20 protein-coding genes are annotated in these 25,070 nt (G+C 62.5%); 12 read left to right on the forward strand and 8 right to left on the reverse strand.

Going from position 1 to position 25,070, the window contains the following annotated elements; all coding sequences use genetic code 11:
* Positions 1 to 59 precede the first annotated feature (59 nt).
* The 7 genes from lepA (at position 60) to pdxJ (ending at position 6,505) form a co-directional block, all read left to right on the forward strand.
* On the forward strand, positions 60 to 1,865 hold the full coding sequence (gene lepA / locus Thiowin_RS10850; RefSeq protein ID WP_328987745.1) for a translation elongation factor 4: 1,806 nt from the start codon (positions 60 to 62) through the stop codon (positions 1,863 to 1,865).
* A gap of 41 nt (positions 1,866 to 1,906) precedes the next feature.
* Positions 1,907 to 2,770 carry a signal peptidase I gene (lepB, locus tag Thiowin_RS10855; protein ID WP_328987746.1) on the forward strand — a complete coding sequence of 288 codons (864 nt, stop codon included), beginning with the start codon at positions 1,907 to 1,909 and terminating at the stop codon, positions 2,768 to 2,770.
* 105 nt (positions 2,771 to 2,875) lie between these two features.
* Positions 2,876 to 3,235 carry a DUF4845 domain-containing protein gene (locus Thiowin_RS10860; protein WP_328987747.1) on the forward strand — a complete coding sequence of 120 codons (360 nt, stop codon included), beginning with the start codon at positions 2,876 to 2,878 and terminating at the stop codon, positions 3,233 to 3,235.
* A gap of 55 nt (positions 3,236 to 3,290) precedes the next feature.
* Positions 3,291 to 3,992, forward strand: a complete 702-nt coding sequence (gene rnc / locus Thiowin_RS10865) for a ribonuclease III (protein ID WP_328987749.1) — start codon at positions 3,291 to 3,293, stop codon at positions 3,990 to 3,992.
* The gene (era, locus tag Thiowin_RS10870; RefSeq protein WP_328987750.1) at positions 3,985 to 4,890 is read left to right on the forward strand and encodes a GTPase Era; all 906 of its coding nucleotides are present in this window, start codon (positions 3,985 to 3,987) and stop codon (positions 4,888 to 4,890) included. Before rnc ends, era begins: the two co-directional genes overlap by 8 nt.
* Positions 4,891 to 4,935: 45 nt before the next feature.
* The gene (gene recO / locus Thiowin_RS10875) at positions 4,936 to 5,670 is read left to right on the forward strand and encodes a DNA repair protein RecO (RefSeq protein ID WP_328987751.1); all 735 of its coding nucleotides are present in this window, start codon (positions 4,936 to 4,938) and stop codon (positions 5,668 to 5,670) included.
* Between the two features lie 67 nt (positions 5,671 to 5,737).
* A complete protein-coding gene (pdxJ, locus tag Thiowin_RS10880) occupies positions 5,738 to 6,505 on the forward strand; it encodes a pyridoxine 5'-phosphate synthase (protein WP_328987752.1) in 768 nt (255 codons plus the stop codon).
* Between the two features lie 58 nt (positions 6,506 to 6,563).
* On the opposite strand, the gene tal is transcribed toward pdxJ, so the two are convergent.
* On the reverse strand, positions 6,564 to 7,532 hold the full coding sequence (gene tal, locus Thiowin_RS10885) for a transaldolase (RefSeq protein WP_328987754.1): 969 nt from the start codon (positions 7,530 to 7,532) through the stop codon (positions 6,564 to 6,566).
* Positions 7,533 to 7,975: 443 nt separating this feature from the next.
* Between tal and hflK the strand changes: the two genes are divergently transcribed.
* The gene (gene hflK / locus Thiowin_RS10890) at positions 7,976 to 9,049 is read left to right on the forward strand and encodes an FtsH protease activity modulator HflK (RefSeq protein WP_328987755.1); all 1,074 of its coding nucleotides are present in this window, start codon (positions 7,976 to 7,978) and stop codon (positions 9,047 to 9,049) included.
* Positions 9,046 to 9,990 carry a protease modulator HflC gene (gene hflC, locus Thiowin_RS10895; RefSeq protein WP_328987756.1) on the forward strand — a complete coding sequence of 315 codons (945 nt, stop codon included), beginning with the start codon at positions 9,046 to 9,048 and terminating at the stop codon, positions 9,988 to 9,990. The genes hflK and hflC overlap by 4 nt, the downstream gene beginning before the upstream one ends.
* A 209-nt stretch (positions 9,991 to 10,199) precedes the next feature.
* On the opposite strand, the gene Thiowin_RS10900 is transcribed toward hflC, so the two are convergent.
* Positions 10,200 to 11,831 (reverse strand): NAD(P)H-binding protein, encoded by a 1,632-nt coding sequence (locus Thiowin_RS10900; protein ID WP_328987757.1) that lies wholly within the window; start codon positions 11,829 to 11,831, stop codon positions 10,200 to 10,202.
* Positions 11,828 to 13,084: a hypothetical protein gene (locus Thiowin_RS10905; protein WP_328987758.1), complete on the reverse strand. Its 1,257-nt coding sequence runs from the start codon at positions 13,082 to 13,084 to the stop codon at positions 11,828 to 11,830. The genes Thiowin_RS10900 and Thiowin_RS10905 overlap by 4 nt, the downstream gene beginning before the upstream one ends.
* A 94-nt stretch (positions 13,085 to 13,178) precedes the next feature.
* Here Thiowin_RS10905 and Thiowin_RS10910 point away from each other — a divergent pair, with 94 nt between their 5' ends.
* Positions 13,179 to 13,850 carry a Uma2 family endonuclease gene (locus Thiowin_RS10910; RefSeq protein WP_328987759.1) on the forward strand — a complete coding sequence of 224 codons (672 nt, stop codon included), beginning with the start codon at positions 13,179 to 13,181 and terminating at the stop codon, positions 13,848 to 13,850.
* Between the two features lie 58 nt (positions 13,851 to 13,908).
* Here Thiowin_RS10910 and Thiowin_RS10915 read toward each other — a convergent pair whose 3' ends face one another.
* The 4 genes from Thiowin_RS10915 to Thiowin_RS10930 all read right to left on the reverse strand — a co-directional run bounded on the left by Thiowin_RS10915 (position 13,909) and on the right by Thiowin_RS10930 (position 22,430).
* On the reverse strand, positions 13,909 to 17,262 hold the full coding sequence (locus Thiowin_RS10915; protein ID WP_328987760.1) for a DEAD/DEAH box helicase: 3,354 nt from the start codon (positions 17,260 to 17,262) through the stop codon (positions 13,909 to 13,911).
* A gap of 117 nt (positions 17,263 to 17,379) precedes the next feature.
* Positions 17,380 to 17,724 (reverse strand): hypothetical protein, encoded by a 345-nt coding sequence (locus tag Thiowin_RS10920; RefSeq protein WP_328987761.1) that lies wholly within the window; start codon positions 17,722 to 17,724, stop codon positions 17,380 to 17,382.
* Positions 17,721 to 18,656 (reverse strand): GGDEF domain-containing response regulator, encoded by a 936-nt coding sequence (locus tag Thiowin_RS10925; protein ID WP_328987762.1) that lies wholly within the window; start codon positions 18,654 to 18,656, stop codon positions 17,721 to 17,723. Before Thiowin_RS10925 ends, Thiowin_RS10920 begins: the two co-directional genes overlap by 4 nt.
* 30 nt (positions 18,657 to 18,686) lie before the next feature.
* Complete coding sequence (locus Thiowin_RS10930) at positions 18,687 to 22,430, reverse strand: response regulator (protein ID WP_328987763.1); 3,744 nt, start codon at positions 22,428 to 22,430, stop codon at positions 18,687 to 18,689.
* Positions 22,431 to 22,821: 391 nt separating this feature from the next.
* Here Thiowin_RS10930 and Thiowin_RS10935 point away from each other — a divergent pair, with 391 nt between their 5' ends.
* Together Thiowin_RS10935 and ubiG are read left to right on the forward strand one after the other, a co-directional pair.
* Positions 22,822 to 23,538 carry a peroxiredoxin family protein gene (locus Thiowin_RS10935; RefSeq protein WP_328987764.1) on the forward strand — a complete coding sequence of 239 codons (717 nt, stop codon included), beginning with the start codon at positions 22,822 to 22,824 and terminating at the stop codon, positions 23,536 to 23,538.
* Positions 23,539 to 23,655: 117 nt separating this feature from the next.
* The gene (gene ubiG, locus Thiowin_RS10940; RefSeq protein ID WP_328987765.1) at positions 23,656 to 24,402 is read left to right on the forward strand and encodes a bifunctional 2-polyprenyl-6-hydroxyphenol methylase/3-demethylubiquinol 3-O-methyltransferase UbiG; all 747 of its coding nucleotides are present in this window, start codon (positions 23,656 to 23,658) and stop codon (positions 24,400 to 24,402) included.
* A 40-nt stretch (positions 24,403 to 24,442) separates the two neighbouring features.
* Here the strand turns inward: ubiG and Thiowin_RS10945 are convergent, their stop codons facing one another.
* Positions 24,443 to 25,024 carry a DUF2939 domain-containing protein gene (locus tag Thiowin_RS10945; protein WP_328987766.1) on the reverse strand — a complete coding sequence of 194 codons (582 nt, stop codon included), beginning with the start codon at positions 25,022 to 25,024 and terminating at the stop codon, positions 24,443 to 24,445.
* Positions 25,025 to 25,070: the final 46 nt, after the last annotated feature.

Genomic DNA, 25,070 nt, shown 5'->3' on the forward strand with positions numbered 1-25,070 from the left:
CGCGCCCGTGGGCGCGGCTTTCCCCCTTGGTGACAGGACATTCCCTTAAGGATATTTTGATGGCAGAACTCAAGGCAATCCGCAATTTCTCGATTATTGCCCATATCGATCATGGCAAATCGACCATCGCGGACCGTTTCATTCAGCATTGCGGCTCGCTCACGGATCGGGAAATGTCGGAGCAAGTCCTCGATTCCATGGATCTCGAGCGCGAGCGCGGCATTACCATCAAGGCGCAAAGCGTGACCCTGGATTATCCGGCGCGCGATGGCCAGATCTATGAGCTGAACTTTATCGACACACCAGGGCACGTGGACTTCTCCTACGAGGTTTCGCGCTCGCTTGCCGCCTGCGAGGGCGCGCTGCTGGTGGTGGATGCCGCCCAGGGTGTGGAGGCCCAGAGCGTCGCCAACTGCTACACGGCCATTGATCTTGGCCTCGAAGTGCTGCCGGTGCTGAACAAAATCGATCTGCCCTCGGCCGAGCCCGAGCGGGTGATCAAGGAGATCGAGGAAATCATCGGCCTGGATGCCGGGGAAGCGCTGCATGTGAGCGCCAAGACCGGCCTCGGCATCCCGGACCTGCTTGAAATGCTGGTGGCCAAGGTGCCGCCGCCCCAGGGCGACCGCTCGGCCCCACTGCAGGCGCTGATCATCGACTCTTGGTTCGATTCCTATGTTGGCGTGGTGTCCCTGATTCGGGTGATGCATGGCAGCATCACCAAACGCCAAAAAATTCAGGTAATGAGCACCGGGCGCGTCTATCAGGCCGATAATCTTGGGGTCTTCACGCCCAAGAAGCTCGAGCGCGAACGGCTTGAAGCAGGCGAGGTCGGTTATCTGATCTCCGGTATCAAGGAGATCGACGGCGCGCCCGTTGGCGACACCATTACGTCGCCCGAGCGCCCGGCGCCCGAGCGACTGCCCGGCTTCCGCGAGATTCGCCCGCGCGTGTTTGCCGGGCTTTATCCCGTCATGTCCGATGACTACGAAGACCTGCGCGACGCCCTGCGCAAGTTGCGGCTGAACGACTCGGCGCTCTTCTACGAGCCGGAAACCTCCCAGGCGCTGGGCTTTGGCTTCCGTTGCGGCTTCCTCGGCATGCTGCACATGGAGATTCTGCAGGAGCGCCTGGAGCGGGAATACGATCTCGACCTGATTACCACGGCGCCTACTGTGGTCTACGAGGTTGAACTCAACGACGGCGAGATCATCAAGGTGGATAATCCGGCGAATCTGCCCGAGACCAGCAAGGTGCGGGAGATTCGCGAGCCCATCATCGAGGCGCATATTCTGGTGCCGCAGGATCTGCTCGGCGGCGTGATCAGCCTGTGCATCGAAAAACGCGGGGTGCAGAAGCAGATTCAATTCCTCGGTGGCCAGGTGCAGGCCACCTTTGACCTGCCACTGAATGAAGTGGTGCTGGATTTCTTTGACCGCCTCAAATCCGTCAGCCGCGGCTATGCGTCGTTCGAGTACGAATGGAAGCGCTTCCAGAGCGCTGACCTGGTCAAGCTCGAGGTGCTGATCAACAGCGAGAAGGTCGATGCCCTGTCGCTCATCGTGCATCGCGATCATTCCCAGCAGCGCGGGCGTGATCTGACCGAGCGCATGAAGGAGGTCATCCCCCGGCAAATGTTCGAGGTGGCCATTCAGGCCGCCATTGGCAGCAAAATCATCGCCCGTAGCACGGTCAAGGCCTTGCGCAAGAATGTCACCGCCAAATGCTATGGTGGTGACGCGACCCGCAAGCGCAAACTGCTTGAGAAGCAAAAAGCCGGCAAAAGGCGCATGAAGCAAGTCGGGCGGGTGGAAATTCCGCAGGACGCCTTTCTTGCGGTACTCAAGGCTGGCAAGGATAATTAATCGTTTTTGTCGCCGGCTTGTACCGGCTTGGATCATTGCGTATGAGTTTTGATTTTCCAACCTTTTTGGTCGCCGCGACCGCCGTGACCGGTGGCATCTGGTTGCTCGATGTTCTGCTGTGGGCGCCAAAGCGGCGGCTTTTGGCCGAGCATGCGGGGCAGGGTGCTGATACTGACATCACTCCTACCGACGCGACGGCGCGGCAGCCAAAAGAACCCATTCTTGTCGAGTACGCCAAGTCCTTTTTTCCGGTGATTTTGGCCGTCTTGCTGTTGCGCTCATTCGTGGTCGAGCCTTTTCGCATCCCCTCTGGCTCCATGATGCCGACGCTGCTGGTGGGGGATTTTATTCTGGTGAATAAATTCTCCTACGGGCTGCGCTGGCCGGTGTTGAATGCCAAATTCTGGGACCTGGGCGAGCCACAGCGCGGCGATGTGATGGTGTTTCGCTTCCCCCGGGATGAATCCGTCGATTACATCAAACGTGTGGTCGGGGTGCCGGGTGATGTCGTTGATTACCGTGGCAAGCATCTCATCATCAATGGTGAACGCATCGCGACCATGCCGCTTGGCACTTACCAGGGTGTTGGTGCCGGGGAGCGCCTGACCGGGGCCAGCCTGGCCATGGAGAATCTGACCGGTGTCAAACACGATATTTTGTTCAATCCCCGGGTACCCGATCTGGCCCCCGGCTGCCGTGTGTTGGCCGAGGGTCCTATTACAATTCCCGATGGGCACTATTTTGTCATGGGCGACAATCGCGATAACAGCAACGACAGCCGTTGCTGGGGGCTGGTGCCCGAGCGAAACCTGGTTGGCAAGGCGTTCGCCATCTGGATGAGCTGGGATGGGGAGCGCAGCGGCTTGCCAATCGCTTTCGGGCGCATTGGCAATGTCATTCACTAATGACCACTCATGATCACTCATGATTTCTCTTTACTCTACGGTCTGCGTATCAACCGCCACAGGAGGATGCATGGCATGCGTAGCTTAAGATCCTATCAGCGGGGCATGAGCATGAGCAGCGTCATGCTCATGATCGCGCTCGCGGCTTTTTTCCTGACGCTGCTGTTTAAAATGGGGCCGGCCTACATGCAGTATTGGCAAGTGCGCTCGGCGCTGGATAAGTTGCTCGAGCAGCCGGAGCTCGGCAAGCAGGGTCCGCATGCGATTCTCTCAGCCATTGATAAACAGCTATATATTAATGAGGTGCGCACCGTCAAAAGCGATAGTTTCGAGGTGAAAACGACCAAGGATGGCAAAGGCTGGGATGTCACCGCCAATTATGTGGTGCAGCAGCATATCGGTATGAATGTCGATGTGCTGATGACATTCGACTATGCCGTTGTTTTGCCTAAGAAACCCGAATAAAGCCAAGCCTGAATAAAGCCAAACCCGAATAAAGCCTAGGAATGAAAATCCACCCGTGAAGCGCTCGCTCGCGCCCTTGCTGAACCACCTCAGTGACCGGCCGCCTGAACATCCGGAGCTGTTCGAGCAGGCACTGACGCACCGCAGCGCGGGCCGCCACAACAATGAGCGCCTGGAATTTCTCGGCGATGCCTTGCTGGGATTTGTGATTGCCGAGGCGCTTTGGCGGCGATTTCCAAACGCCGACGAGGGCCGCCTGACACGCGCGCGTGCCTCCCTGGTCAAGCAGGAATCCCTCGCCGAACGGGCACGAGCGCTGGCGCTTGGTGACTATCTGCGCATGGGCTCGGGAGAGATCCGCACCGGCGGGCACGCGCGCGACTCCATTCTCTCCGATGCTTTCGAGGCCTTGCTTGGTGCCTACTATCTTGATCGGGGCTTTGACGATGCCAGGGCATTGATTCTGCGTTTATTCGATCAGGGCCTGGATCGGGCGGCACAGAGCGCCCCGGCCAAGGATCCGAAAACCCGCTTGCAGGAAGCCCTGCAGGCCGCCCAGCGCGAGTTGCCAGAGTATGAGGTGATTGAGGTGAGCGGCAAACCGCATCAACGCCACTTCGTGGTGCGCTGTCTGCTGTCGGATACCGCCGAGCAGACCCAAGGCACCGGGCCCAGCCGCCGACGCGCTGAACAGCAGGCCGCCGAGGCCATGTTATCCCTGCTGGCTGGCGTTGACCTGAAGGCGGCGTATGACTGAGCATACCAATCGCTGCGGCGCCATCGCCCTGGTGGGGCGTCCCAATGTGGGCAAGTCAAGTCTGCTCAATCGTCTGCTGGGGCAGAAGCTATCGATTACCTCGCACAAGGCGCAGACCACCCGGGATGCCATTGTCGGCATTAAGACGCGCGACGGTGGGCAGCTCGTTTTTGTCGATACCCCAGGCATTCATGATCGCAGCGATCATGCGCTCAATCGCAAGTTGAATCGCGCCGCGCGCGCGGCCATCACCGATGTCGATCTCGCCGTGCTGGTGGTCGAAGCTGTGAAATTTGGTCCCGAGGATGCACTGGCCTTGCGCGCACTGGCCGATGCGCATGCACCTGTGATCGCGGTCATTAACAAGATCGATCTGCTCGACCACAAGGAAAAGCTGCTGCCTTTCCTGCACGGACTTGCGGAGCGTCATTCTTTCCAATGCTTGGTGCCCGTATCCGCCCGCACCGCGGACGGGCTTGATCGGCTTGAGCAGGAACTGCTCGCGCGGCTACCCGTCGGGGATAACTGGTTTCCGGAGGATCAACTCACCGACTGCTCATCGCGCTTTCTCGCCGCCGAACTGATTCGCGAGCAGCTCGTGCGTCGCTATGGAGACGAATTACCCTATCAGACCACGGTCACCATCGAGCGTTTTCAGGAAGAACCCAGTCGCTATCGCATCAATGCCCTGATCTGGGTCGAACGCGACTCCCAGAAGGCAATTCTTATCGGCCATCGCGGCGAGGCATTGAAAGCCACGGCCACGGCGGCGCGCGCGGCCATGCAGCGGCTATTCGATACCCCGGTTCATCTCGAGCTGTGGATTAAGGTGAGGAAGGGCTGGACGCGCGACGAGACGGCTTTGCGGGATTTGACATCCGCCGATGCGCGCCTTTGATGCGCCCCTTTGATGTGCCCCTTTGATGTGCGAGCTGTCTGACGCATGCAAATTTCCCTGCAACGCGGTTTCGTCCTGCACCGTCGCCCCTATGCCAACACCAGCCTGCTGCTTGAGCTGTTCACAGCCGAGCATGGGCGTCTGGCGACACTGGCCAAGGGTGCCAAGCGGTCAAAGTCCACGCAGGCGGCACTCTTGCAACCCTTTCAGCCCCTGTGGCTTGCTTGGACCGGTCGTGGTGAGGTCAAAACACTCACCCGCGCTGAAGCCGCTGGGCGCGCGCTCGGTCTGATCGGTACCAATCTCTACTGCGGCTTTTATGTGAACGAACTCCTGATGCGGCTCTGGCCCCGTCAGGAGGCGCCGGAGAGCTTGTTTTCCGCCTATCAGATGGTGCTCGACGCCTTAACTCGCTCCGATCCGCCCGATCTTGGCCTGCGTCAGTTCGAACTCAGCCTGCTGGCCGCCATGGGCTATGCGTTGGACTTGACTCGGCTGGCCGATGAGAATGTCGCGGTTCGCCCAGGCGAGCATTACCTTCTCTTCCCCGATCAAGGTCTGCGGCGCGCACTGGCACCGGGGCCAGCATCGGTCAGCGGAGAGACTCTGGGGCGTCTTGTCCGTGGCGAGGCACTGGAGCCGCAACATCGGCGCGAAGCCAAAACGCTGTTACGACGGGCACTGGCGCCGCATCTGGGCAACAAACCGCTGCGCAGCCGCGAGCTGTTTCGGTCTCTGCCAAGTCAGGAACCAAGCGCTGGCGAAGCCAAGGCCAGCTAAAAGCCTAAAAGCCGAACACCTAACAGCTCAACACCCTCCAGCAAAACAATACACGGAGAAGCAATTCATGCATGATCAGGCCGGGTCATCCATCCTGCTGGGTGTCAACATTGACCACGTTGCAACCCTGCGCCAGGCGCGCGGCACCCGCTACCCGGAGCCCCTGCAAGCGGCGCTGTTGGCCGAGCAGGCCGGGGCCGATGCCATCACCCTGCATCTGCGCGAGGATCGCCGCCACATTCAGGATCGCGATGTCGCATTGCTGGCGCAAAGTCTGCAAAGCCGTATGAACCTGGAAATGGCCGCGACGCCGGAGATGATCCGCATCGCCTGCCAGTATCGTCCCAGCGACTGCTGCCTGGTGCCGGAACGCCGCGAGGAACTGACCACCGAAGGCGGGCTGGAGGTGGCCAGCCAGCGGCCGCGCATGCAGGAGGTTTGCACCGAACTGGCCGAAGCGGGTGTGCGGGTCTCTCTTTTTATCGATGCCGAGCCGGAGCAGATTCAAGCTGCCGCCGAGGTGGGTGCGCCTGTCATCGAACTCCACACCGGACATTATGCCGACGCCAAGGACCGGTCGGCGCGCGCCGCCCAATGGCAGCGCCTGGCCGAGGGTGTCCGCCAAGGCCAGTCACTCGGCTTGCAGGTCAACGCCGGCCACGGGCTTGATTACCACAATGTCTCGGCCATCGCCGCCATCCCCGGCATTCGCGAGCTGAACATTGGCCATTCCATTGTCGCGCGCGCGCTTTTTACGGGATTCGAGCGTGCCGTGGCCGAGATGAAAGCGCGAATGCGCGCCGCCCGGGCCAGCGCGGACGGGCAGGGCGCCTAAACCGAAAAAGAGCGGCGCCCGAGAGTCCCGCGCGGTTGCGACCCTCAACAAGAACCGATCAAGCGCCGCTTTCGGTCTCGCGCGCGAAGGCCTCGAGCTTGTGGGTATCAGCGGTGAACAGCCGAATTCCCTCGGCCAGCTTTTCGGTCGCCATGGCGACTTCATTCAGCCCCCAACGGAAGGCTTTTTCATCAAAGTTCACCCGTTCAATGTCCATGGCGCGCGCCGCCGCGGCATCGAGCTTGCGCGCGACCGGACCCTCCAGGCCGGACAACTCATCCAGCAGAGCAGGGGAGATGGTCAGATAATCGCAGCCGGCCAGCGCCAGAATTTCATCGCGATTGCGGAAGCTCGCGCCCATCACCACGGTGTCATAGCCATGGCGCTTGTAGTAATTGAAAATCCGCCTGACTGACAGCACGCCGGGATCCTCATCGGCCGGATAACCCTCCACATGCTCGGCGGCCTTATACCAGTCGAGAATACGCCCGACGAAAGGCGAGATCAGGGTCACTCCGGCATCGGCACAGGCCACCGCCTGCGGGAAGCTGAACAAGAGCGTGAGATTGCAATGAATGCCGCTTCGCTCGAGCTCGGCCGCGGCCTGGATGCCTTCCCAGGTCGAGGCAATCTTGAACAGCACCCGGGTGCTTGGGTCAACGCCAATCTCACGGTAAAGTTCCACCAGCCGCTCGGCACGGGCAATGGTGCCTTCCGTGTCAAAGGATAAGCGTGCATCGATCTCGGTCGAAACCCGACCGGGAACAATGTTCAAAATCTCCTGACCGAAGTTGACCGCCAGCTTGTCCATGATCCAGCGCGTTTGTTCGTCGCTGTCGCCGCCCTTGGCCTGACCGTATGCCAGGGCATCCTCGAGCAGATGCCGGTATCCCGGAATTTGCGCCGCCTTGTAGAGCAAGGACGGGTTGGTGGTGGCATCCTGCGGCTTGTAGGCGGCGATGGATTCGAAATCACCGGTGTCGGCGACTACTGTCGTCATGGTCTTGAGCTGGTCGAGCTGATTCATAAGGGCTCCAAAATTTTGTCGGGACAAGAAAAAAACGATTGCATCGACCTTGGATAATAGGGCTTTTCATCAGCGATTGAAGTGTCAGCATGGTTACAATGCGGCCAGACTCGGACAGCCCCATCCAGATCCGCGTCCGTTGAATTGTTCGGGGGTGTCCACCAGCGCATTGGCCAGTCGCACTGAATCCCAGCCGTCGCGGACGCCTGACCCATGCCGCGCGCCAAGCGCGCTATCGCCAGCGTCAGCGCGAAAAAGAGACGTAACAGTGTTCACTGCAGGCGATTCTTCCGGGATCAATTTGTGAAAGTCCATGATTTGAACTCAAGATCACCTGTTCAGCCCGCGTGTGGGCAGGTGTTCGAAAGTCCATGTTCATTGGGTATATGATGGGTCAGGTGGATGCGGATCATCCGCTCCCTTATCCAGCAGGAGACAAGCCCATGATTCAGTCAGTCAGGCCCCCAGGTAGTGGCCCGTCTGGGCCGCCGGATCTTGAAGCTCTGGTGAGCCCCTTCCTCGGCCGGTTCGGCAGTGGACCGGGCAAGCGGCCGCTCAAGATGATTATCATCGCCGTCATCGTCGCGCTCGCGCTGCTCTGGGGGGTGCTCTCCTCATGGTACACGGTGCAGCCGGAAGAGCGCGCCGTGGTCAAGCGCTTTGGAGCCGTGATCGGCATTAATGATCCAGGTCTGCACTTCAAGATCCCTTTCGGCGTCGATACCGTGCAGTTTGTTGCCACCGAGCGGGTATTGAAGCAGGAGTTTGGTTTTCGCACCGCCGGCACCGGAGAGGGTGGGCGCACCACCTACAGCGCCCAGCAGTTCGAGGACGAATCCCTGATGCTGACCGGCGATCTCAACATGATCGATGTGGAATGGGTGGTGCAATATCGCATCAGTGATCCGATCAAGTTCCTCTACCGGATGCGCGAGCCAACCCGCACGCTGCGCGATATCTCGGAGTCGGTCATGCGGCGCATCGTCGGCAACATGCTCGGGTCCGAGGTACTGACGGTCGGGCGTGTCGAGATCCAGCAGAAGGCCGGTGAGGAGATTCAGGCGCTGATGGATGCCTATGATGCAGGGATTCGCATCAACACCGTCGAGATGCAGGACGTGGTGCCGCCGCCGGCCGTGCAACCGGCCTTCAACGAGGTCAATGAGGCGCGCCAAGAGCGCGAGCGCATGATCAACGAGGCACAGAAGCGCGTGAATCAGGAGATTCCGAATGCCGAGGGCGCGGCGCTGCGCACTGTCGCCGAGGCCGAGGGTTATGCGACCGAAAGGGTCAATCGCGCCGAGGGCGAGAGCACGCGCTTCTCCGCGGTGCTCGCCGAATACCAGCAGGCACCGGAAGTGACTCGCTCGCGACTCTATCTCGAGACCCTCAACATGGTGCTGCCGAGGATTGGCCAGGTGGTGGTGGTGCAGGATAGCCAGATGAGCCCCTTGCCCTTGCTCGACCTCAATCGCTCAACCGCGCCGATCCAAACAAAGACCGGAGGTGGTCAATGAAAGCGATCCTGACCGTCCTTGTGGCGCTGGTATTGCTCGCCGCAAGTGCCACCATGCTCTATACCCTTGATGAGGCCGATCAGGCCATCATCGTGCAGTTTGGGCAACCCATTGGTGGTGTGATTACGGAACCTGGTCTGAAGGTCAAGCTGCCGTGGCAGGACGTGCGTTACTTCGATAAGCGCCTGCTGGTCTGGGATGGCGATGTGACCCAGATTCCGACCCTGGGTCGTGAGTTCATCCTGGTGGACACCACCGCGCGCTGGCGCATTGCCGACCCGCTGTTGTTCCTGACCAGTGTCCGCGACGAGTCTGGGGCACGAACGCGCCTCGATGACATCATCGACTCGGTGGTGCGCGACATGGTCTCATCCACCGAACTGGAGGAAATCGTGCGCTCCAAGGACTGGGAGGTCAATGTCGAGGATCTCGAGGATCCGACCCTGGCCGAGCGCGGCGATGTGAACCTGGAGATGCAGCCTAAGCTCGGCCGAGAGCTGCTGGAGCAGGAGATCCTGACGCGTGCCCGCGCCTCGATGCCGGCACTCGGCATCGAGCTCGACGATGTGCGCATCAAGCGCGTGAACTACATCAATTCGGTGCGCCAGCAGGTGGAGCAGCGCATGATCGCCGAGCGCCAGTCCATCGCCGAGCGCTTCCGCTCCGAGGGGCGTGGGCGCAGCCAGGAGATTCTTGGCAACATGGAGCGGGACTTGCGTCGCATCCGCTCAGTCGCCGCGCGCGAGGCCGAGGAGATTCGCGGCAACGCGGACGCCGAGGCGACGCGCATCTATGGTGTCGCCTTTGGAGCTGATCCCGAGTTCTATTCCTTCTTTCGCACCCTGGAGAGCTACCAGGCCCTGGGCGCTAACAGCACCCTGATGCTTCGCGCGGACTCTGACTTTTTTCGCTATCTGGAACAATCCCAGCGGCTGAAGTGATCACGGCCAAATACAGTGGGAGCATTCATTGGAAACAGCAATTCCAATTTTCGTTTTCCAGCGTCCGGTTGTCGGCCCGGTTATCTACACCACATGAAACACCCAAATTTGGAATTGCTGCATTGGAAGACTCCAGTTGACGTGCATTTTTGTTCCCGCAGGGGGACAGGTGTCCTGTGGCAGTTTGGTCTGGTGCTGATGGGTTCTTATCAGCGTGCGCTGACCAGTCGGGCGAGGCGGTTTTGGTAGCGACGCATGACCCAAAGGTGCATGGGCGCTTGGGTGAGGCGGTAGATGGGCCAGGGCAGGGCGGGGGCGTAGTCATGGATGGCGGCCATGGTGTAGCGGCCGTTGAGCAGACTATGGAATTCGAATCTGGGTTGTTCTGTCGGCTGGATCTCTGCCTGGATTCCTGATTCCTTCCATGGTTCGCTCCCAGATGTACTCTCTGGTTGGCTTTTGAGTTGCCCGGGGGTGCCGGAGCGGGCCAGCAGGCCGCCGGCGATGCGGTAGACGCGGCGTTCTCGGTTGCTGTGCTCGGGCTGGAGTTCAAGCCGCAGCAAGATGAGGTGCGGCCAGCGAGTGGAAACTGTCCAGTGGCCGGCCTGGTCTTCATGCGTGCGGATCAGGCCGAGGCAGCAGCGGCCGAGCCAGCGAAAGTAGTTGCCAGCGACCCAGGCGGCGTCCAGACCAGGTGGGGTGAGAATGCGCTGGATGGAGCGCACCAGGCTTTGCTCGCGCATGCGACTTTGGTCGGCCGGTTGCCAGGGCGCGCGCGGGCTGGTCGGGCGCGCTGGCTGGCGGGGGCTTATCTTTTGGGGTGGGCCTGTGCGGGGCTGCGGTGCGGATGGGGCGCACGCGGCGGCAGTGGTCTGCCTTGCGCTGGTGTTGGTTGCGGCCAGCACCTGCTGGAGCGCGGCGCGAAAGCTCAGGGCATGAGGCGCGATGGCGCGCTGCACCGAGTTATCGCGTATTTGGGTGCTTTCCGGCAGGCTTTCGACAATGGCGCCGACCAGGGCGGGCGGGGCGCCGCTGGCCCAGCGCGCGGTCAGTGCGGCCAGATGTCGCGGCAGCCAGGGTACCGGGATGAAGTGGCGTTTGCGCCCAAGTACCTCGCTGGTTGTGCGCAGCATCTCGGCATAGCTCAAACAGTCGGCGCCGCCGATATCAAAGGCGCCGGCGAAGTCCTCCGGGCGGCCGAGGCAGTGGAGCAGGGCGCGGATGAGGTCATCAAGCGCAATCGGACGGGTGAGCGAGCGCGCGCTGGGTGGCAGCAGCATCAGCGGCAGTCGCCGCACCAGGTCGATTAGCAGCGCGGGGCCGGAGCCACCGGGACCGACCACCAGGCTGGCGCGCAGGGCGGTGACCGGGGTGCCGCGCGCGGCCAGCACCATCTCGACCTCACGGCGGTTCCATAGTAGGGGCGCGAACTCAAAGCCTTGTGGCAACAGCCCGCTGACGAAGAGGATCTGCCGCACGCCCTTGGCGGCGGCGGCCTGGGCAAAGTTATCCGCCAGAATCAAGTCCATATCACGCGGCTGGGCCTGTGTGAGCCGCGAGGAAGGCGCCTGGGAATGCACCAGATAGACAGCGATATCGATATCGCGCAGTCCGTGGCGCAGGGCCTCGGCCGAGAACAGATCGCAGTGCTCCCAGTGCAGCTTGGGGTGTTCGCTCGCGCGGGCGGCGCGCGCCGGGGAGCGGGTCAGGGCGCGAACTGGATAGTGCTCCGCGAGACGCGGGCAGAGGGCAGTGCCGATAAAGCCACTAGCGCCAGCGACGGCGATGCGGCGGATACTGCCGGACGTTTTCTCCGAGGCGGTGTGCGGTGCGGCCGTCATGACCTCTGGGCTCCGGAACGCCCGCGCGTGGCGAGGAATGCGCGCAGCAGGCCGGCGTGGAGGGCGTCCAGGGTTTCGCGCCGGGCGATTTGGTCTGGTTCGGCGCGCAGAGCCTGGGCGGCAGCGAAAATCTCGGCCAGGTCGGTATCCCTGGGTACCAGGTCCGGGTCGGGCGGAACCAGTCCGGGGCTGGTCAATAGCAGCCAGGCGGGGAAATCCTGGTTGTCAAGTTCGGCGTCGCTATCCTCGAAGCGCTGCCAGGCCGCGGCCAGGTTGGCATCGGGAAAGTCTTGTGCCTGCAGCAGACGCGCGGCTTGGTCAGGCTGTTCCCAGCACAGCCGAAGCCAGTCGTCGCGTGCGCTCAGCGGGTCGCCGTCCTGCCAGCACACGCGAGCATGCAGAGCCATGAGTTTGAGTTGGCTGTTCCACTTCGGAGTGGCTTCGATAGCCGCACGTGCCTGTTGCCAATGTTCGGCGCGGGCCCAGGCGATGGCGGGATGCGGCCTGGCTGTGGTTGATGTGCTCTCAGCTTGGGTCTGTGTGTCCTTCGCCCGAGCCTCAGTCAGTGCCTCGGCCAACGCCGTCCACAGCGGCGCCAGGTAATCGCGCGCGCTCGAGCGTTGGCCGAGCAGTTGGCGCGCGACCGGCTCCAGGGCGTCGAGCACCTGGAAGCGGCCGCCGAGATCCGGCATGGTGGCCAGGGTCGCGGGTGCGTCGACCAGTTGCCGCCAGCCGCCGAGCTGGGGGTGATCCGGGCGCCGCGCGCGCAATTGCTCGAGCGCATCGACAGCGGCATCCGGCCGGCGTGCGCGCAGGGCCTCGCGCAGTCGGTTCTCGAGCAGGGTGGCGCCACTGTCGTGAAACAAATCGAGCTGCTTGCGCGTCGGATCGGTTTCGAACCGGATGCCGAGCAGTTCGTCGAGCGGTGGCTTGGTGGGACCTGCGCCGATCTTGAGCAAGCCTGGTTCCCGACCCCAGCGTTCAAGCAGTTGGGGCTGACCGATCAGGCCCTGGGCGCGGGCATAGCTGTGCAAGTCCGTGAGCAGCGCGGCCAGTTCGGTGGCCTTTAGCTTGGGCTCGGCGCGCAACAGCGCGAGCAGTTCGGGCCGCTGGCCAAGCCGCCAGGCCTCGTAGTCGGTAAAACTCAGCCAGCCGGCGGCGAGCAGGAAGTCGAAGGGATCGAAGCCAGGATTCTCTTGCATCAGTTGGTCAAGCAGTTGGCGCGCCGCGGCGCGATCATGTGGTGGGAGCATGAGGGTCTCGGGAGGCGGCGCCGGTGGATGATCTTTCATGGCAACGGATTTATACTCAGTCCATAACCGAGGTTCAACGTCCCTAGCGGAGGTCATGATGCATGCCTATGCGACAGCGGCCAAGCTCGCCGAGCAAATGCCCAATGCCGGGGCTTGGCTAAGCGACGAGCCGGAAATGGAAAGCTCTATACATTATCAACAACTTGCCTTGTTGGTCAGCTGCCTGGAATGGTACTGGCGCGAGCGCCAGGATTTCTTTATCGGCGCCAATCTGACGGTGTATTACAGCCATCAACAGCTCAAGCACCGGGATTTTCGCGGACCGGACTTTTTCCTGGTGCGGGAGACCGAGCGGCGCCAGCGCAATTCCTGGGTGGTGTGGGAGGAGGACGGCCGCTACCCGGATTTGATCATTGAGCTGTTGTCGGATTCCACCGCCAAGGTGGATCGCAACGAGAAAAAAGATCTCTACCAGCGCGTTTTTCGCACCCCTGAGTATTTCTGGTTCTCGCCCGAGACCCTGGAGTTTGCCGGCTTCCGGCTGGTGAACAACAGCTATCGGCCGATTCGGCCCAATGGAAAGCAACACCTGTGGAGCGGCGTGCTGGGACTCTACCTTGGCATTGAACCGCGGTCGTCGAGGCTGCGCTATTACGATGGCTCGGGCGCGCTCATTGCAACGGCGGAAGAGTCGGCGCTGATGGAGCAGGACCGTGCCGAGCGCCTGGCACAGCGCCTGCGCGCCTTGGGGGTCGATCCGGACTAGGCCGCGAATGATCGCCCCAGACTCTCCGTCGGACTCTCGTTCGGACTCGGGAGCCCGTTCAGTTCTCCGCCTCGGCAATGGGCGCGAACAGCATGTCCAGGTCCGAGGCACTCAAGCTGGAGGTGGCGCCGGCGCCGCCTGTTAGCATGGCATCGGCCAGCGCCTGTTTGCGCGCTTGCAGCTCGGCGACTTTCTGCTCCACGGTGCCCTCGGTCAGCAGCTTGTAGACGAACACTGGCTTATCCTGGCCGATGCGATGGGCACGGTCGGTGGCCTGGCGTTCCGCGGCCGGATTCCACCAGGGATCGTAGTGGATCACGGTATCGGCGGCGGTCAGGTTGAGCCCGCTGCCGCCGGCTTTCAGGCTGATCAAAAACAGCGGCACCTCACCGGATTGGAAACGATCCACCAGCACATCCCGGTGTTGAGTGCGGCCGGTGAGTTTCACATAGTCCTGCTCCGGGCGCATCTTGTGGCGGGCTCCGAGCTCTCCCTCGATTAGATCGAGCATGCTGGCGAACTGGGAGAACAGCAGAATCCGCCGGCCCTCGTCGCGCAGGTCGGCGAGGAGTTCCAGCAGCATCTCGAGCTTGGCCGATGTCTTGACTTTCCTGGCGCTCTCGAGCGATAACAGTCGCGGGTCGCAACACACCTGTCGTAGTTTCAGCAGCGCATCGAGAATCACAATGCCGCTGCGCGACAGGCCCTTGCGCTCCACCTCCTTGCGCACTCGCTCGTGCATGGCCAGGCGCAGGGTCTCGTAGAGATCGCGCTGGGCGCCGGCGAGAGGCACCTCGCGCAGGATCTCGGTCTTGGGCGGCAACTCGGGGGCGACTTCCTCCTTGGTGCGCCGCAGCATGAAGGGCGCGATGCGCCGGCGCAGCTGTTCCGCGCGCGGCTGGTCGTTGAATTTTTCGATGGGGTTGCGAAACAGCCGCTTGAAACGCCGATCATCGCCAAGCAGTCCGGGCATGAGGAAATCAATCAACGCCCAGAGTTCACCCAGGTGATTTTCCAGTGGCGTGCCGGTCAGGCACAATCGGTGGCGAGCGTTGATAATGCGCACCGCCTCGGCCGCCTTGCTGCGCGGGTTCTTCACCGCCTGTGCCTCGTCAAGAATCAGCAGGTGGTATTGATGGGCGGCCAATTCCTGATAATCGCGCGGCAGCAGCGGATAGGTGGTCAGGATCAGGTCGTGCTCGGGAATCTCGGCAAAGCGCGCGCGCCTGTCGGCGCCCTGCAGCAGCAGGACCTTTAGCTCGGGTGTGAAACGCTCGGCCTCGCGGCGCCAGTTGAACATCAGGCTGGTGGGAGCAACCACCAGGCTGGGGCGGTCGGCGCGGCCAGCGCTTTTCTCCACCAGCAGATGAGTCAGGCATTGGATGGTCTTGCCCAGACCCATGTCATCGGCCAGCACGCCGCCGAGTTCAAAATCACGTAGAAATTGCAGCCAGTCGAGTCCCTTGCGCTGATAGGGGCGCAGCTCCGCATGCAGTCCCGGCGGTGGCTCGACCGGCGCGATCCCCTCGAAGTCCCGCAGCCGTCGACCCCATTCCAAGGCTTTCTCGGCACCAGACCAGCGCGTGTCCGGCAGCGCCTGCGCGAGCTGGGCCAGCTCGCCGCGCTGACTGTGCGCCAGGCGCAGGCGGCCGTCTTTGTCGAGCGGTTTGTCGTCGTAGAGTTCAATCAGGGTGGTGAGCAGCGGACGCAGGCGCGCGAGCGGCATCATGGCGTAGCGCCCATCGGGGAGCTTGATCGGCAGCTTGGTGTCATCTGGCGTGTTGGCCAGGGCCGCGGCGCTGAAGCTGTCGCGATAATTGTGCATCAGCTCAACCAGCAGCGGCAGCAGATCGACGCGCTGACCATCGACCTCCACGCCCAGCGACAGGCTGAACCAGGCATCCTGGGCCTCGTCCTCGATCTGGAATTCCCAATCTTCGACATCGGCGAGTTGGTAGCGGAAGCTGGGGTTGACGATGATGACCCAGCCGTTTTCGCGCAGTCGGGGCAGATCGTAGGTCACGAATTGCAGCCAGTCGCGGTCTGGTTCATCCAGAGACAGGCGACCGTGGGTTTCGTGTTCAAAACTGAAACCGAGCATGCCCAGTTCGATGATGGCATCGCGCTCGCGCTCGCGGTCACGCAGGCATTCCACCACTATGCCATCGCGCACCTCCTCGACCACGGAATGCGGCAGATCATGGGGGATGAGCCGTTTGCCGTAGCGAAAGCTTAAAGAGGCGCCGTCGACCCAGGTGGGACGCTCCTGCATACCCCAGTGACGCAGTTCACGCGCGACCTCGCGGTTCTCACTCCAAAGTTCGAGCATCGGCACGGGTTTGAGGTCTTCGACCCGGCGCCGCTCAACCGCAGGTGGTTGCGGGAGCTTGAGATTGGGCAGACGGTCGTTCAGGCGCTGGCGCAGTGGCTCAGCGGCGCTGCTCGGCACGGCGGGTGCCTGCACCAGCAGGGTGGCGGTGGCTGGGTCGAGGTCGGTCTCGAGCAGACCGCAGTGGCCATTGCTCGGATCAAGCCAGCATGGCGGTTCGCAGGGAAGCACCAGGGTGCCGGGTGGGCCACCGTCGAGGCGGATGCCGAGGGTGGCATCGTCCTGTAGCTCCCAACGGAAGGTGCCGCGCAGTGGCGACTGCCATTGCATGGGGTGGTCGCCGGACTCACAGCCAGAGTCCCAGTAGGCACGCGTGCTGAGTGCAAGTTGACGCAGCAGATCGGCGCTGCCGGGACCGGCAATGCGCAGGCGGTGGCGATTGAGTCGGCCGCTGGATGTGCTGGTGACGCTCTCGGTCAGGGCCATGATGCGATGATCGGCAGGGGTGATGAAGCCTGCCTGCGAGCGCCCGAGCAGGGAAAAAGGTTCGCGCTTGCCGAAACCGCCGTCGATCAAGCAGCGGGTTTTTTCCGCTGTCAAAAACAGCGCCGGACGATGTTGCTCCGTTGCGAGTTCGAGCCGAAACAGCAGGCAGTAGCTGTTATCCGTGCTCAGGCGCTGCTGCAGTTGTTCGGCGCCAGCCAGCCAATTAAGCAGCTCGCGTGGCAGCGGCGCGGCCGCTGGGCTGGGCAGAACGGCTTGTCCTTCATCGGCATTGGCCGCGCCCTCGCGCAGGCGTTTTTCGGCCGCGAACAGCAGTGCCACCACGTGCTTGCAGTTGAGGCCAACCGGGCAGGAGCATTGCCCAGTGAGTTCCAGGGCGCCGATGCTGGGCGCCGAGATCTGCACCAGGGTCACATAGGTCTGATTGCCGGAACCCCGCACTCGACCATTGACTGTACCGCGCTCGGTGTCGATGTTCAGGCTCTGAACGCGACCATTGCGAAAGTAACGCATACCGCGCTCGAAGCTTCTGAGATCGAACTGATTTTGAAAAGTAGCGATGAGGTTGACTGGGATCACGATGTCTCTGGCGGTCTGGGGCGGCGGCAAACCGCTCAATATAACGGTTTTGGCGTTGGCGTAGGGCGAGGATGGCGGATTAGCGCTCCGGCGGGCTGGCGGATGGACTCCCTACGTTTAGCGATTGGCGGACGGTACCCAGATCTCTCGCACTTGGCCGCGAGCGCTCAACATGCGCACCCAGTAGCCATCCGGATGCTGGCGAATGCTGACGACATGACCGCCGGTTTGCTCGCGGGCGCGCTCAGCGGCCTGATCGGCGGTGAGTTTGGGGGCTGGGGATTTGATGGCGCTTTGGGTGCGCCTGGAATCTGATGTGTGCGAGTCATCTGCCAGCGACGCAGCCCAGCTCGCACCGCCAATGCCAAGCAGCGCAATCGTAGCCAGAGGAGCCAGCCACGGGATGGCCGGGCCGGCGCGAGGACCGCTTTTGTTTACGGCTTTGCCTTTGGTTGTGCTCATGCGTCCGGGTCGATCCGCTCGATGCGGTGGCGGCCAGCGCCCTTGGCTGCGTACAGGGCGCGGTCGGCCAGTTCAACCAAGGCGGCGTTGGTGAGCGAGGATTGACCGGGCGGATGCGGGTGCAGGGTCACCAGGCCGATGCTAATGGTGACATGGGCATCGACTGGCGAATGCTCGTGCACAATGGCGAGGGCATCGACCGCGTCGCTGATGTCCTGGGCGATGCCTGTGGCCTGTTCGGCATCCGCGTGCGGCAGAATGACCATGAATTCCTCGCCACCGTAGCGGGCGATGAAATCACCCGAGCGCCGCAGGACATTGCTGGCGGCGTGCGCGAGTTGGCGCAGACACTGATCACCCTTGCCATGGCCGTAGTTATCGTTGAAGGGCTTGAAGTGGTCGACATCGAACAACAGCAGTGACAGTGGCTGGCCGGTGCGCTGGGCGCGGCGCCATTCCTCGTCCAAGGTCTGTTCGAAGCGGCGGCGGTTGGGGATTTCCGTCAGAGCGTCGATGAAGGCGTAGGTCTCGAGCAGATCGTATTTGTTTTTCAGATCCAGATGCAGGGCAACCCGCGCCTTGACCACCGGCGGATGAAAGGGCTTGGTAATGTAATCCACGGCGCCACTGGCAAAGCCCTTGGCGGCATCCATGACCTCGGAAACCGCGGTGACGAAGATGACCGGGATGCGCTTGGTGGTTTCGTCGTTTTTCAGGGCGGCACACACCTGATAACCATCCATCACGGGCATCAGAATGTCGAACAGAACCAGATCGGGCTGCGGCTCGGAGCGCGCGAGTTTGAGCGCGCGCTCCGGCGTGGTGGCGGCGCTGACACGATAGTCACCGCGAAAGAGTTCCATCAGCAGCTCGATGTTCTCTTTGGTGTCGTCAACAATCAGAATCTTGTGGCGGCGTTCTGGGCTGTTCATGGGATGCTGAGGTGGGTGCGATGTCCTATGTCAGGGCTTTGTCTGGTGGCTGTCAGCCGCGGGCAGCTCGGCCAGACACTGCTGGACCAGATCGATGGCGGTTTCGATCTCGAAGTCGTCGATGGCGGCGGCGATCTGGGCGTGGCGGTTGCCGGCGCTGGCTTGGGTTGCTGGATATGTTAGCAGGGTCGGGCGCAGGGCCTCGAGGGTTTCGCCAGCGACGCCTAGGTCATCATCAAGTTGCCTGGCCAGTTGGCTCAGCAGTATTCGAACGGCGGCTGGGTCGAGCAGCGGCTCCGGGCTTGCGGTCGCTGGTGCCAAGGTTGCCGATGAAGGAGTCGCCGACGTCGGAGTCGCTGTTTGAGTCTTGGGCGGATTGATCAACGGGCGCACGCCCTCGACTACCTCGGTGAGTCGTTCGCTGAAAATCCGCCAGTCGGGGGTGTCAAGGGCCGCGCGCCGATGCGCGGCCACGGCGGTTTCCAAGGCCAGGGCCGCCTGATGCAAGGGCTCGGCCCCGAGGTTTCCGGCCATGCCCTTGATGCTGTGGATACGCCGACGCGCGTCCTCGCTCTGTCCAGCCTGAAGCGCGGCTGTAATCTCGGCGAGGGCCTGGGCGTTGCTGGTGAAAAAGCTGCGCAGGATTTTTAGATAGAGCTTGCGGTTGTTGTTGGCGCGCGCGAGTCCGGCCTCGAGTGCAATGCCCGGCAGTGGGTGTTGGTCGAGTTCCGGAGCGTCCGGGCTTGTCGCTGAGTGAGACCGTGCCGCTGTGGCGACTGACCGCGGCTGGGTGGAGGAGGGAAGGGATCCTGGGTGATCGGTCACTTGATCGGTCACTTGCTCAGTCATTGGCGGTGATGCCGCCGGCGGCGCGCCCTTTGTGTCCAGCCAGCGTTCGAGCACGCTGAACAATTGTGCCGGATCAATTGGCTTGCTCAGATAGTCGTCCATGCCGGCGGCCAGGCAGCGCTCCATGTCGCCCTTGAGTGCATGGGCGGTCATGGCGATGATGGGCAGAGGGCGCTCGGGGAACTCGGCGCGGATGCGGCGGGTGGCTTCCAGACCGTCGAGTTCCGGCATCTGAATGTCCATCAGCACCGCGTCGTAGTGGTGCTCGCGAACCTTGTTGAGTGCCTGCAGGCCATTCTCGGCAATCTCGGTGTCGAGCTTGGCGGCCTCCAGCCACTCGAGCGCGACCAGGCGGTTCATTTCGATATCCTCCACCAACAGCACGCGCTGACCGCCGAGGTCGGGTGGCGGGCGCTCGCTAGCCTCGGCAAGCAGGGTCGGACGGGTGCTGGTGGCGGCGTCTTGATGGCCGAACAGCGACACAATGGTGTCGAACAGAAAAGACTGATTGACCGGTTTGTGCAGAAAGGCATCGAGCACCGAGCGCTCGGATTGTTGCAGCAGATCCTCGCGCGCATAGGCCGAGATCATGCACACCACGGGGGTGTGCGGCAGCTTGAGATCCTGGCGGATGCGCACCGCGGTCTCGAGTCCATTGAGACCCGGCATTTTCCAGTCGAGCAGCACCAGGTCGAAGGGCTGCTCGGGATCAGCCAGCGCGCTGAGCGCTTCTTCGCCCGAGGCGACCGCCATCGCCCGCATCTGAAAGGACTCGATCTGGGCGACCAGCATCTCGCGCGAGGTGGCGTTGTCCTCCACCACCAGCACGCGCAGACCGCGCAGGTCGGTTGGCGTGCGCGGCGGCATGCTTGCGCGGCTCGGCTGACGTCGCAGGCAGGCGGTGGCGGTAAAGGTGCTGCCCTCCCCGGCGGTGCTCTCGACCCTGACATCGCCGCCCATCAGGCGCGCGAGTCGGCGGCAGATGGCCAGCCCCAGGCCGGTGCCGCCGTGACGGCGGGTCACCGATCCATCGGCTTGGGCGAAGGCCTCGAAAATGGCTTCCAAGCGCTCGGGTGCGATGCCGGGGCCGGTGTCGCGCACCCGCAGTCGCAGATGCACGGCGTCCTGTTCGCTAGCGCCAGTGCCAGCGCCAGTGCTGGGCGAGGCTGCGTCCGGCGCCAGATCGGCGGTGATCTGCACCTCGCCCTGTTCGGTGAACTTCAGCGCATTGCCGGTCAGGTTGATCAGGATCTGACTCAGGCGTGTCGGGTCGCCGATGAGTTCGGTCGGGGTGCCGGGCGCGATGGCAACGATCAACTCAACGCCTTTCTCATGCGCGCGGTAGGCGAACATCTCGCTCAGGTTGGCCATCAGTTCGTGCAGGGAGAAGTCAGTCTGTTCAATCTCCAGATGGCCGGCCTCGATCTTGGAAAAGTCGAGGATGTCGTTGATGACCGCGAGCAGGCTTTTGGATGCAAGCTTGATCTTGGTCAGGAATTCCTGCTGGCGGGATTCAAGCGCGCCGCGCAGCAGCAGGTCGGTCAGACCCATGATGGCATTGAGCGGGGTGCGGATTTCATGGCTCATGTTGGCGAGAAAACCGCTCTTGGCCGCGCTGGCCGCCTCGGCCGCCCGGCGCGCCTGCTCGTTCTGGAGGCGCTCGCGGCGCGCGGTCACATCGATCAACATGCCCTCGATGGTGTCGGGGTCATGGCCGGTGCGCAGGCTGATCTCGCCCCAGAAAGGGCGGCCGTCACGGCCTTTCAGCTCCACCTCCATGGCGGCGACCCGGCCCTCGTTGCGCATGCGGTTGATCAGTTCGGCGCGCACACCCGGATCGACATAGACATCCGTGGCGATGCTGCGCACTTCCGCCTGCAAAGTCTCCAGCGACGGATAGCCGAGCAACTCAAGCAGTGCCGGGTTGGCGGCCACAAAGCGCCCATCGGCGGTGGTCTGAAAGATACCCTCGACCGCGTTGTCGAACAGGCCGCGATATTTATTCAATAACTCGGTGCGGCGCGCGCGACTCTCGGCCAGGCGGTCGGCCATGCGGTCGAAGGCGTCCGCCAGGCGACCGATTTCATCGGGGCGGTCGCTGCCAATGCGCACGCTGAGATCGCCTTCGCCCACGCGCGCCACGCCGCGTTCAAGCTCGGCGATGGGGCGGGCGATGGCGCGACCGACCAGATAACCGATCAGCAGCACGAGCGGTACCGACAGCAGAAAGACAGCGCCGGCGATCAGGGCTAGGCGTTGTTCGTAAGCGCGGACGGTGGCGGCGGAGATGTCGATACCGAGCAGCGCCACCCGCGTGCCGGCGTGATCGCGGATGGGTGCATAGCCGGACAGCCAGGTGCCCCATGGGTCGGTGTAAAAGTCGGTCTCGACCAGGGGGCCCTCCAGGGTGTCGAACTGCTTGGCCAGCGCCTCGCCGGGTTCCTCATAGAGTTCGCCCAGCGTGGCCAGATTGGCGGGATCTTCCTCGGCATCGACCACGAATTCAATCTCACCATCGGGGCCGCGGCGCATGCTGTAGACTTCGCCGATGTCGGCGGCCGAATCGCGGATGCCTTGCAGGATGGCTTTGATGTGCAAATATTCTGGCGCCTGCATGCCGGCTTGGGTGGTGATGGCGGCATGGCGCTCGCCGTCGATGCCTAGGCTGCCAACCTGGGCGAGATCAAGCAATCGCTGGCGCAGATCGTCGCGCACCTGATCGCGCGCCACTTGCAGCAGTGTCAGGGTGGTGAAGCCGGAGACAAAGAGCGCGATGCCAAAGAACAACAACGTCAGGCGCGCCTGCAGTCCGAGGGTGCGGTGGCGGCGCACAGCCCTGGCTGCCTTGGGCGCGGGCGGCCTTTGGTCCGCGGGTTCAGGAGGCGCGCTGGAATTGAAACCGGGTTGGGAGCTGATATCAGTCAAGGCTTGACCTTATCGGGCAACGGGTATGGTGGTGCCTGGCGGATGCCGAAGCATGAAAATTGTCTGTGATCTGGCCAGTCTCCGGCGTCAAGGCTTAGTCTAATTGGAAAGCGGAATCCTCGCGAAAATCCTTAGAGGCGATTCTCCTGGGCCTGTTGCCGTTGTGGGAGAGGGGTTAGACTGTCGCTATCAACAGATCCGGGGGCGAGCCCAGGGCCTTAAGATCAAGGCGTGCCCGTTGGCGCCCGGTCACTGAAGCTTGGCTGGAGTTTGATGCATGACTTTCAAGACGTTGGCTTGTTATTTCCATGTCCGATGGATTTCTTCGGCCCCTTCGGTCCGATCATTTGGTCTGGAGCCGGGGCCCGCGCTGACAAGGCTTGGCTGGTTGATGAGCGCCCTACTGGTGATGATCCCTTTAACCGCCTTGGCGCGGGGTGATCTGCTTGACCCTATGCCAGAGGCGCCCCTGGCGCCCGCCTTTGAATTACAAACGCCAGATGGCGCCCGGGTCGCGCTCGCTGATCTGCGCGGTGAGATAGTTCTGGTCAACTTCTGGGCCACCTGGTGTCCTCCCTGCCGCGCCGAGATGCCAGCCATGGAGCGCGCCTGGCAGGAGCTGCGCGACAAGGGCGTGCGTTTCCTCGCCATCAATGTCGATGAGGATGGTGGCACAGTGGCCGATTTCGCCAAGAGCCTCGGAGTCAGCTTTCCACTGTTGCTCGACCCGGGCGGCAAGGTCACCCAGGCCTGGCCGCTGCGCGGTTTGCCGACCACCTTCGTGGTGGATGCCGACGGGCGCTTGCGTTTGATCGCCCTTGGCGAACGGGAGTGGGATGAACAACCCATCATGCGGCAGATCCTGTCGCTGGCGGCGGGCTTTACGGATGATACCGAGCGCCATGAGGCTGGTCCAACCGACGCTGGGCCAACTGACGCTGGGCCAACGGAAGTCGGGCCGAATAAGCCTGGCCCAGGTGATGCCCTACCTGACCCCGAATCTGAACCCGAACCTGATATCGACTCAGGGAGGCCCGGTGATCCCATGCCAGGCGTGGGCCCGGTTGAAGATGCAGTGCGCGATTCCCATGGTCTAGCTGACCGATAAGGTCAGAGCCCCAACCGCTATTTCCATCATCAGCCTGCATTGCATCGCGTCCGGTCAGTACTTTCGTCCGCTTTCTTCATCCGTCCGTCACCCCATCTATGAGCGCGCAATACCGCCATGTCGAGCCAAAATCCGCAATCACCTAGTATCGACCCGCGCGAGGTCGCGCATTTCGAGAGTCTGGCGCACCGTTGGTGGGACGAGCAGGGGCCCTTCTGGCCCTTGCATCGGCTCAACAGCTTTCGCGCTGACTATGTCCGCCAGCAGGCCTGTGCCGCGCTTGGCCGTCCGGCCGGGGGCGAGCTGCCCTTCGCCGGGCTCAAGGTGCTGGACATCGGCTGCGGCGGCGGCATCCTCAGTGAATCTGTCGCTCGCCTGGGGGCACGCGTGCAGGGCATCGACATCGCCGAGAAGAACATCCATGTCTCGCGCTTGCATGCCGAGTGGAGCGAACTGGATATCGACTACCGCCTGACCACGGTCGAGGAGCTCTCCGCCAGTCGCGCCCAATTCGATTTGGTGCTGAACATGGAGGTGGTCGAGCACGTCGAGCGTCTGCCCGAGTTCCTTGGTCACTGCGCGCGCCTGGTGCGCCCTGGCGGCGTCATGGTGGTGGCCACCATCAACCGTACCCTGGTGGCCTGGCTGACCGCCATCATCGGGGCCGAGTGGGTGTTGCGCTGGTTACCCAAGGGAACCCATCACTATCGCAAGCTGGTCAAACCCAAGGAAGTAATCACCGGTCTTGGTCCCCAGTTCCGGGTGCTTGACCGCACTGGCGTGCGCGTCAATCCCTTTGATCGCAGCTTCCATTACACCCCTTACATGGGGGTGAACTACATGATGGTGTTTGAGCGCGCCTGATCTGACGCGGGTAATCTGGCGCGGGTGACGCCGGTCGCGGCTAACGCGCGATGTCCGTCAGTTGCCAGCGGTAACCTTGAAGCCTCAGCACCAGATGGGTCGGATTCGCGCCCAACTCACCGATGCGAACCACAAAGCGGTTCCAGGATTCGAAAAAGGCAAAATCGACGGCGGCGAGCAAGGAATCCGGCTTCTCGGGTGCCGTGCGCAGCATGGCCTCGCGCAGGCTGTCACGCACCCAATCGAGGGTAATGGCCTGATCGAGCGCGCTGTCGCCGAGCTGCTGGAGATTTGTCGATAGCCAGCCGATCATCTCATCGCTGTCTCCACCCCTTGGCAGCCAGGCATCGACTGTGTTGCCGAGTCGGCTCTTGTAGCGCGCCTGAATGGCTGGCAAATCGACTAGGGGCGCCAGGGCCTGAGTGGACGCCCGGGCATCCAACTCTGCCAAGGCGCTATTGAGACGAAAGACGGCGACATAGGGCCAGAGCGCATAGAGCAGAACAGCAAGAATGACAAGATTGCGAGCGATTTTCAGCATGAGTCTAGCCCCGAGGGAGATGCCCTCAACAAAGATGTCGCGCAAGCCTAGCGTCGCGATCAGGCGCGATTCTACGCGCACCGGCGCGCCTTGCCGAGCCCGGGACCGGACGCCATGGAATCAACCC

Origin of the sequence: Thiorhodovibrio winogradskyi (assembly GCF_036208045.1) — a bacterium.
Lineage (GTDB): Bacteria > Pseudomonadota > Gammaproteobacteria > Chromatiales > Chromatiaceae > Thiorhodovibrio > Thiorhodovibrio winogradskyi.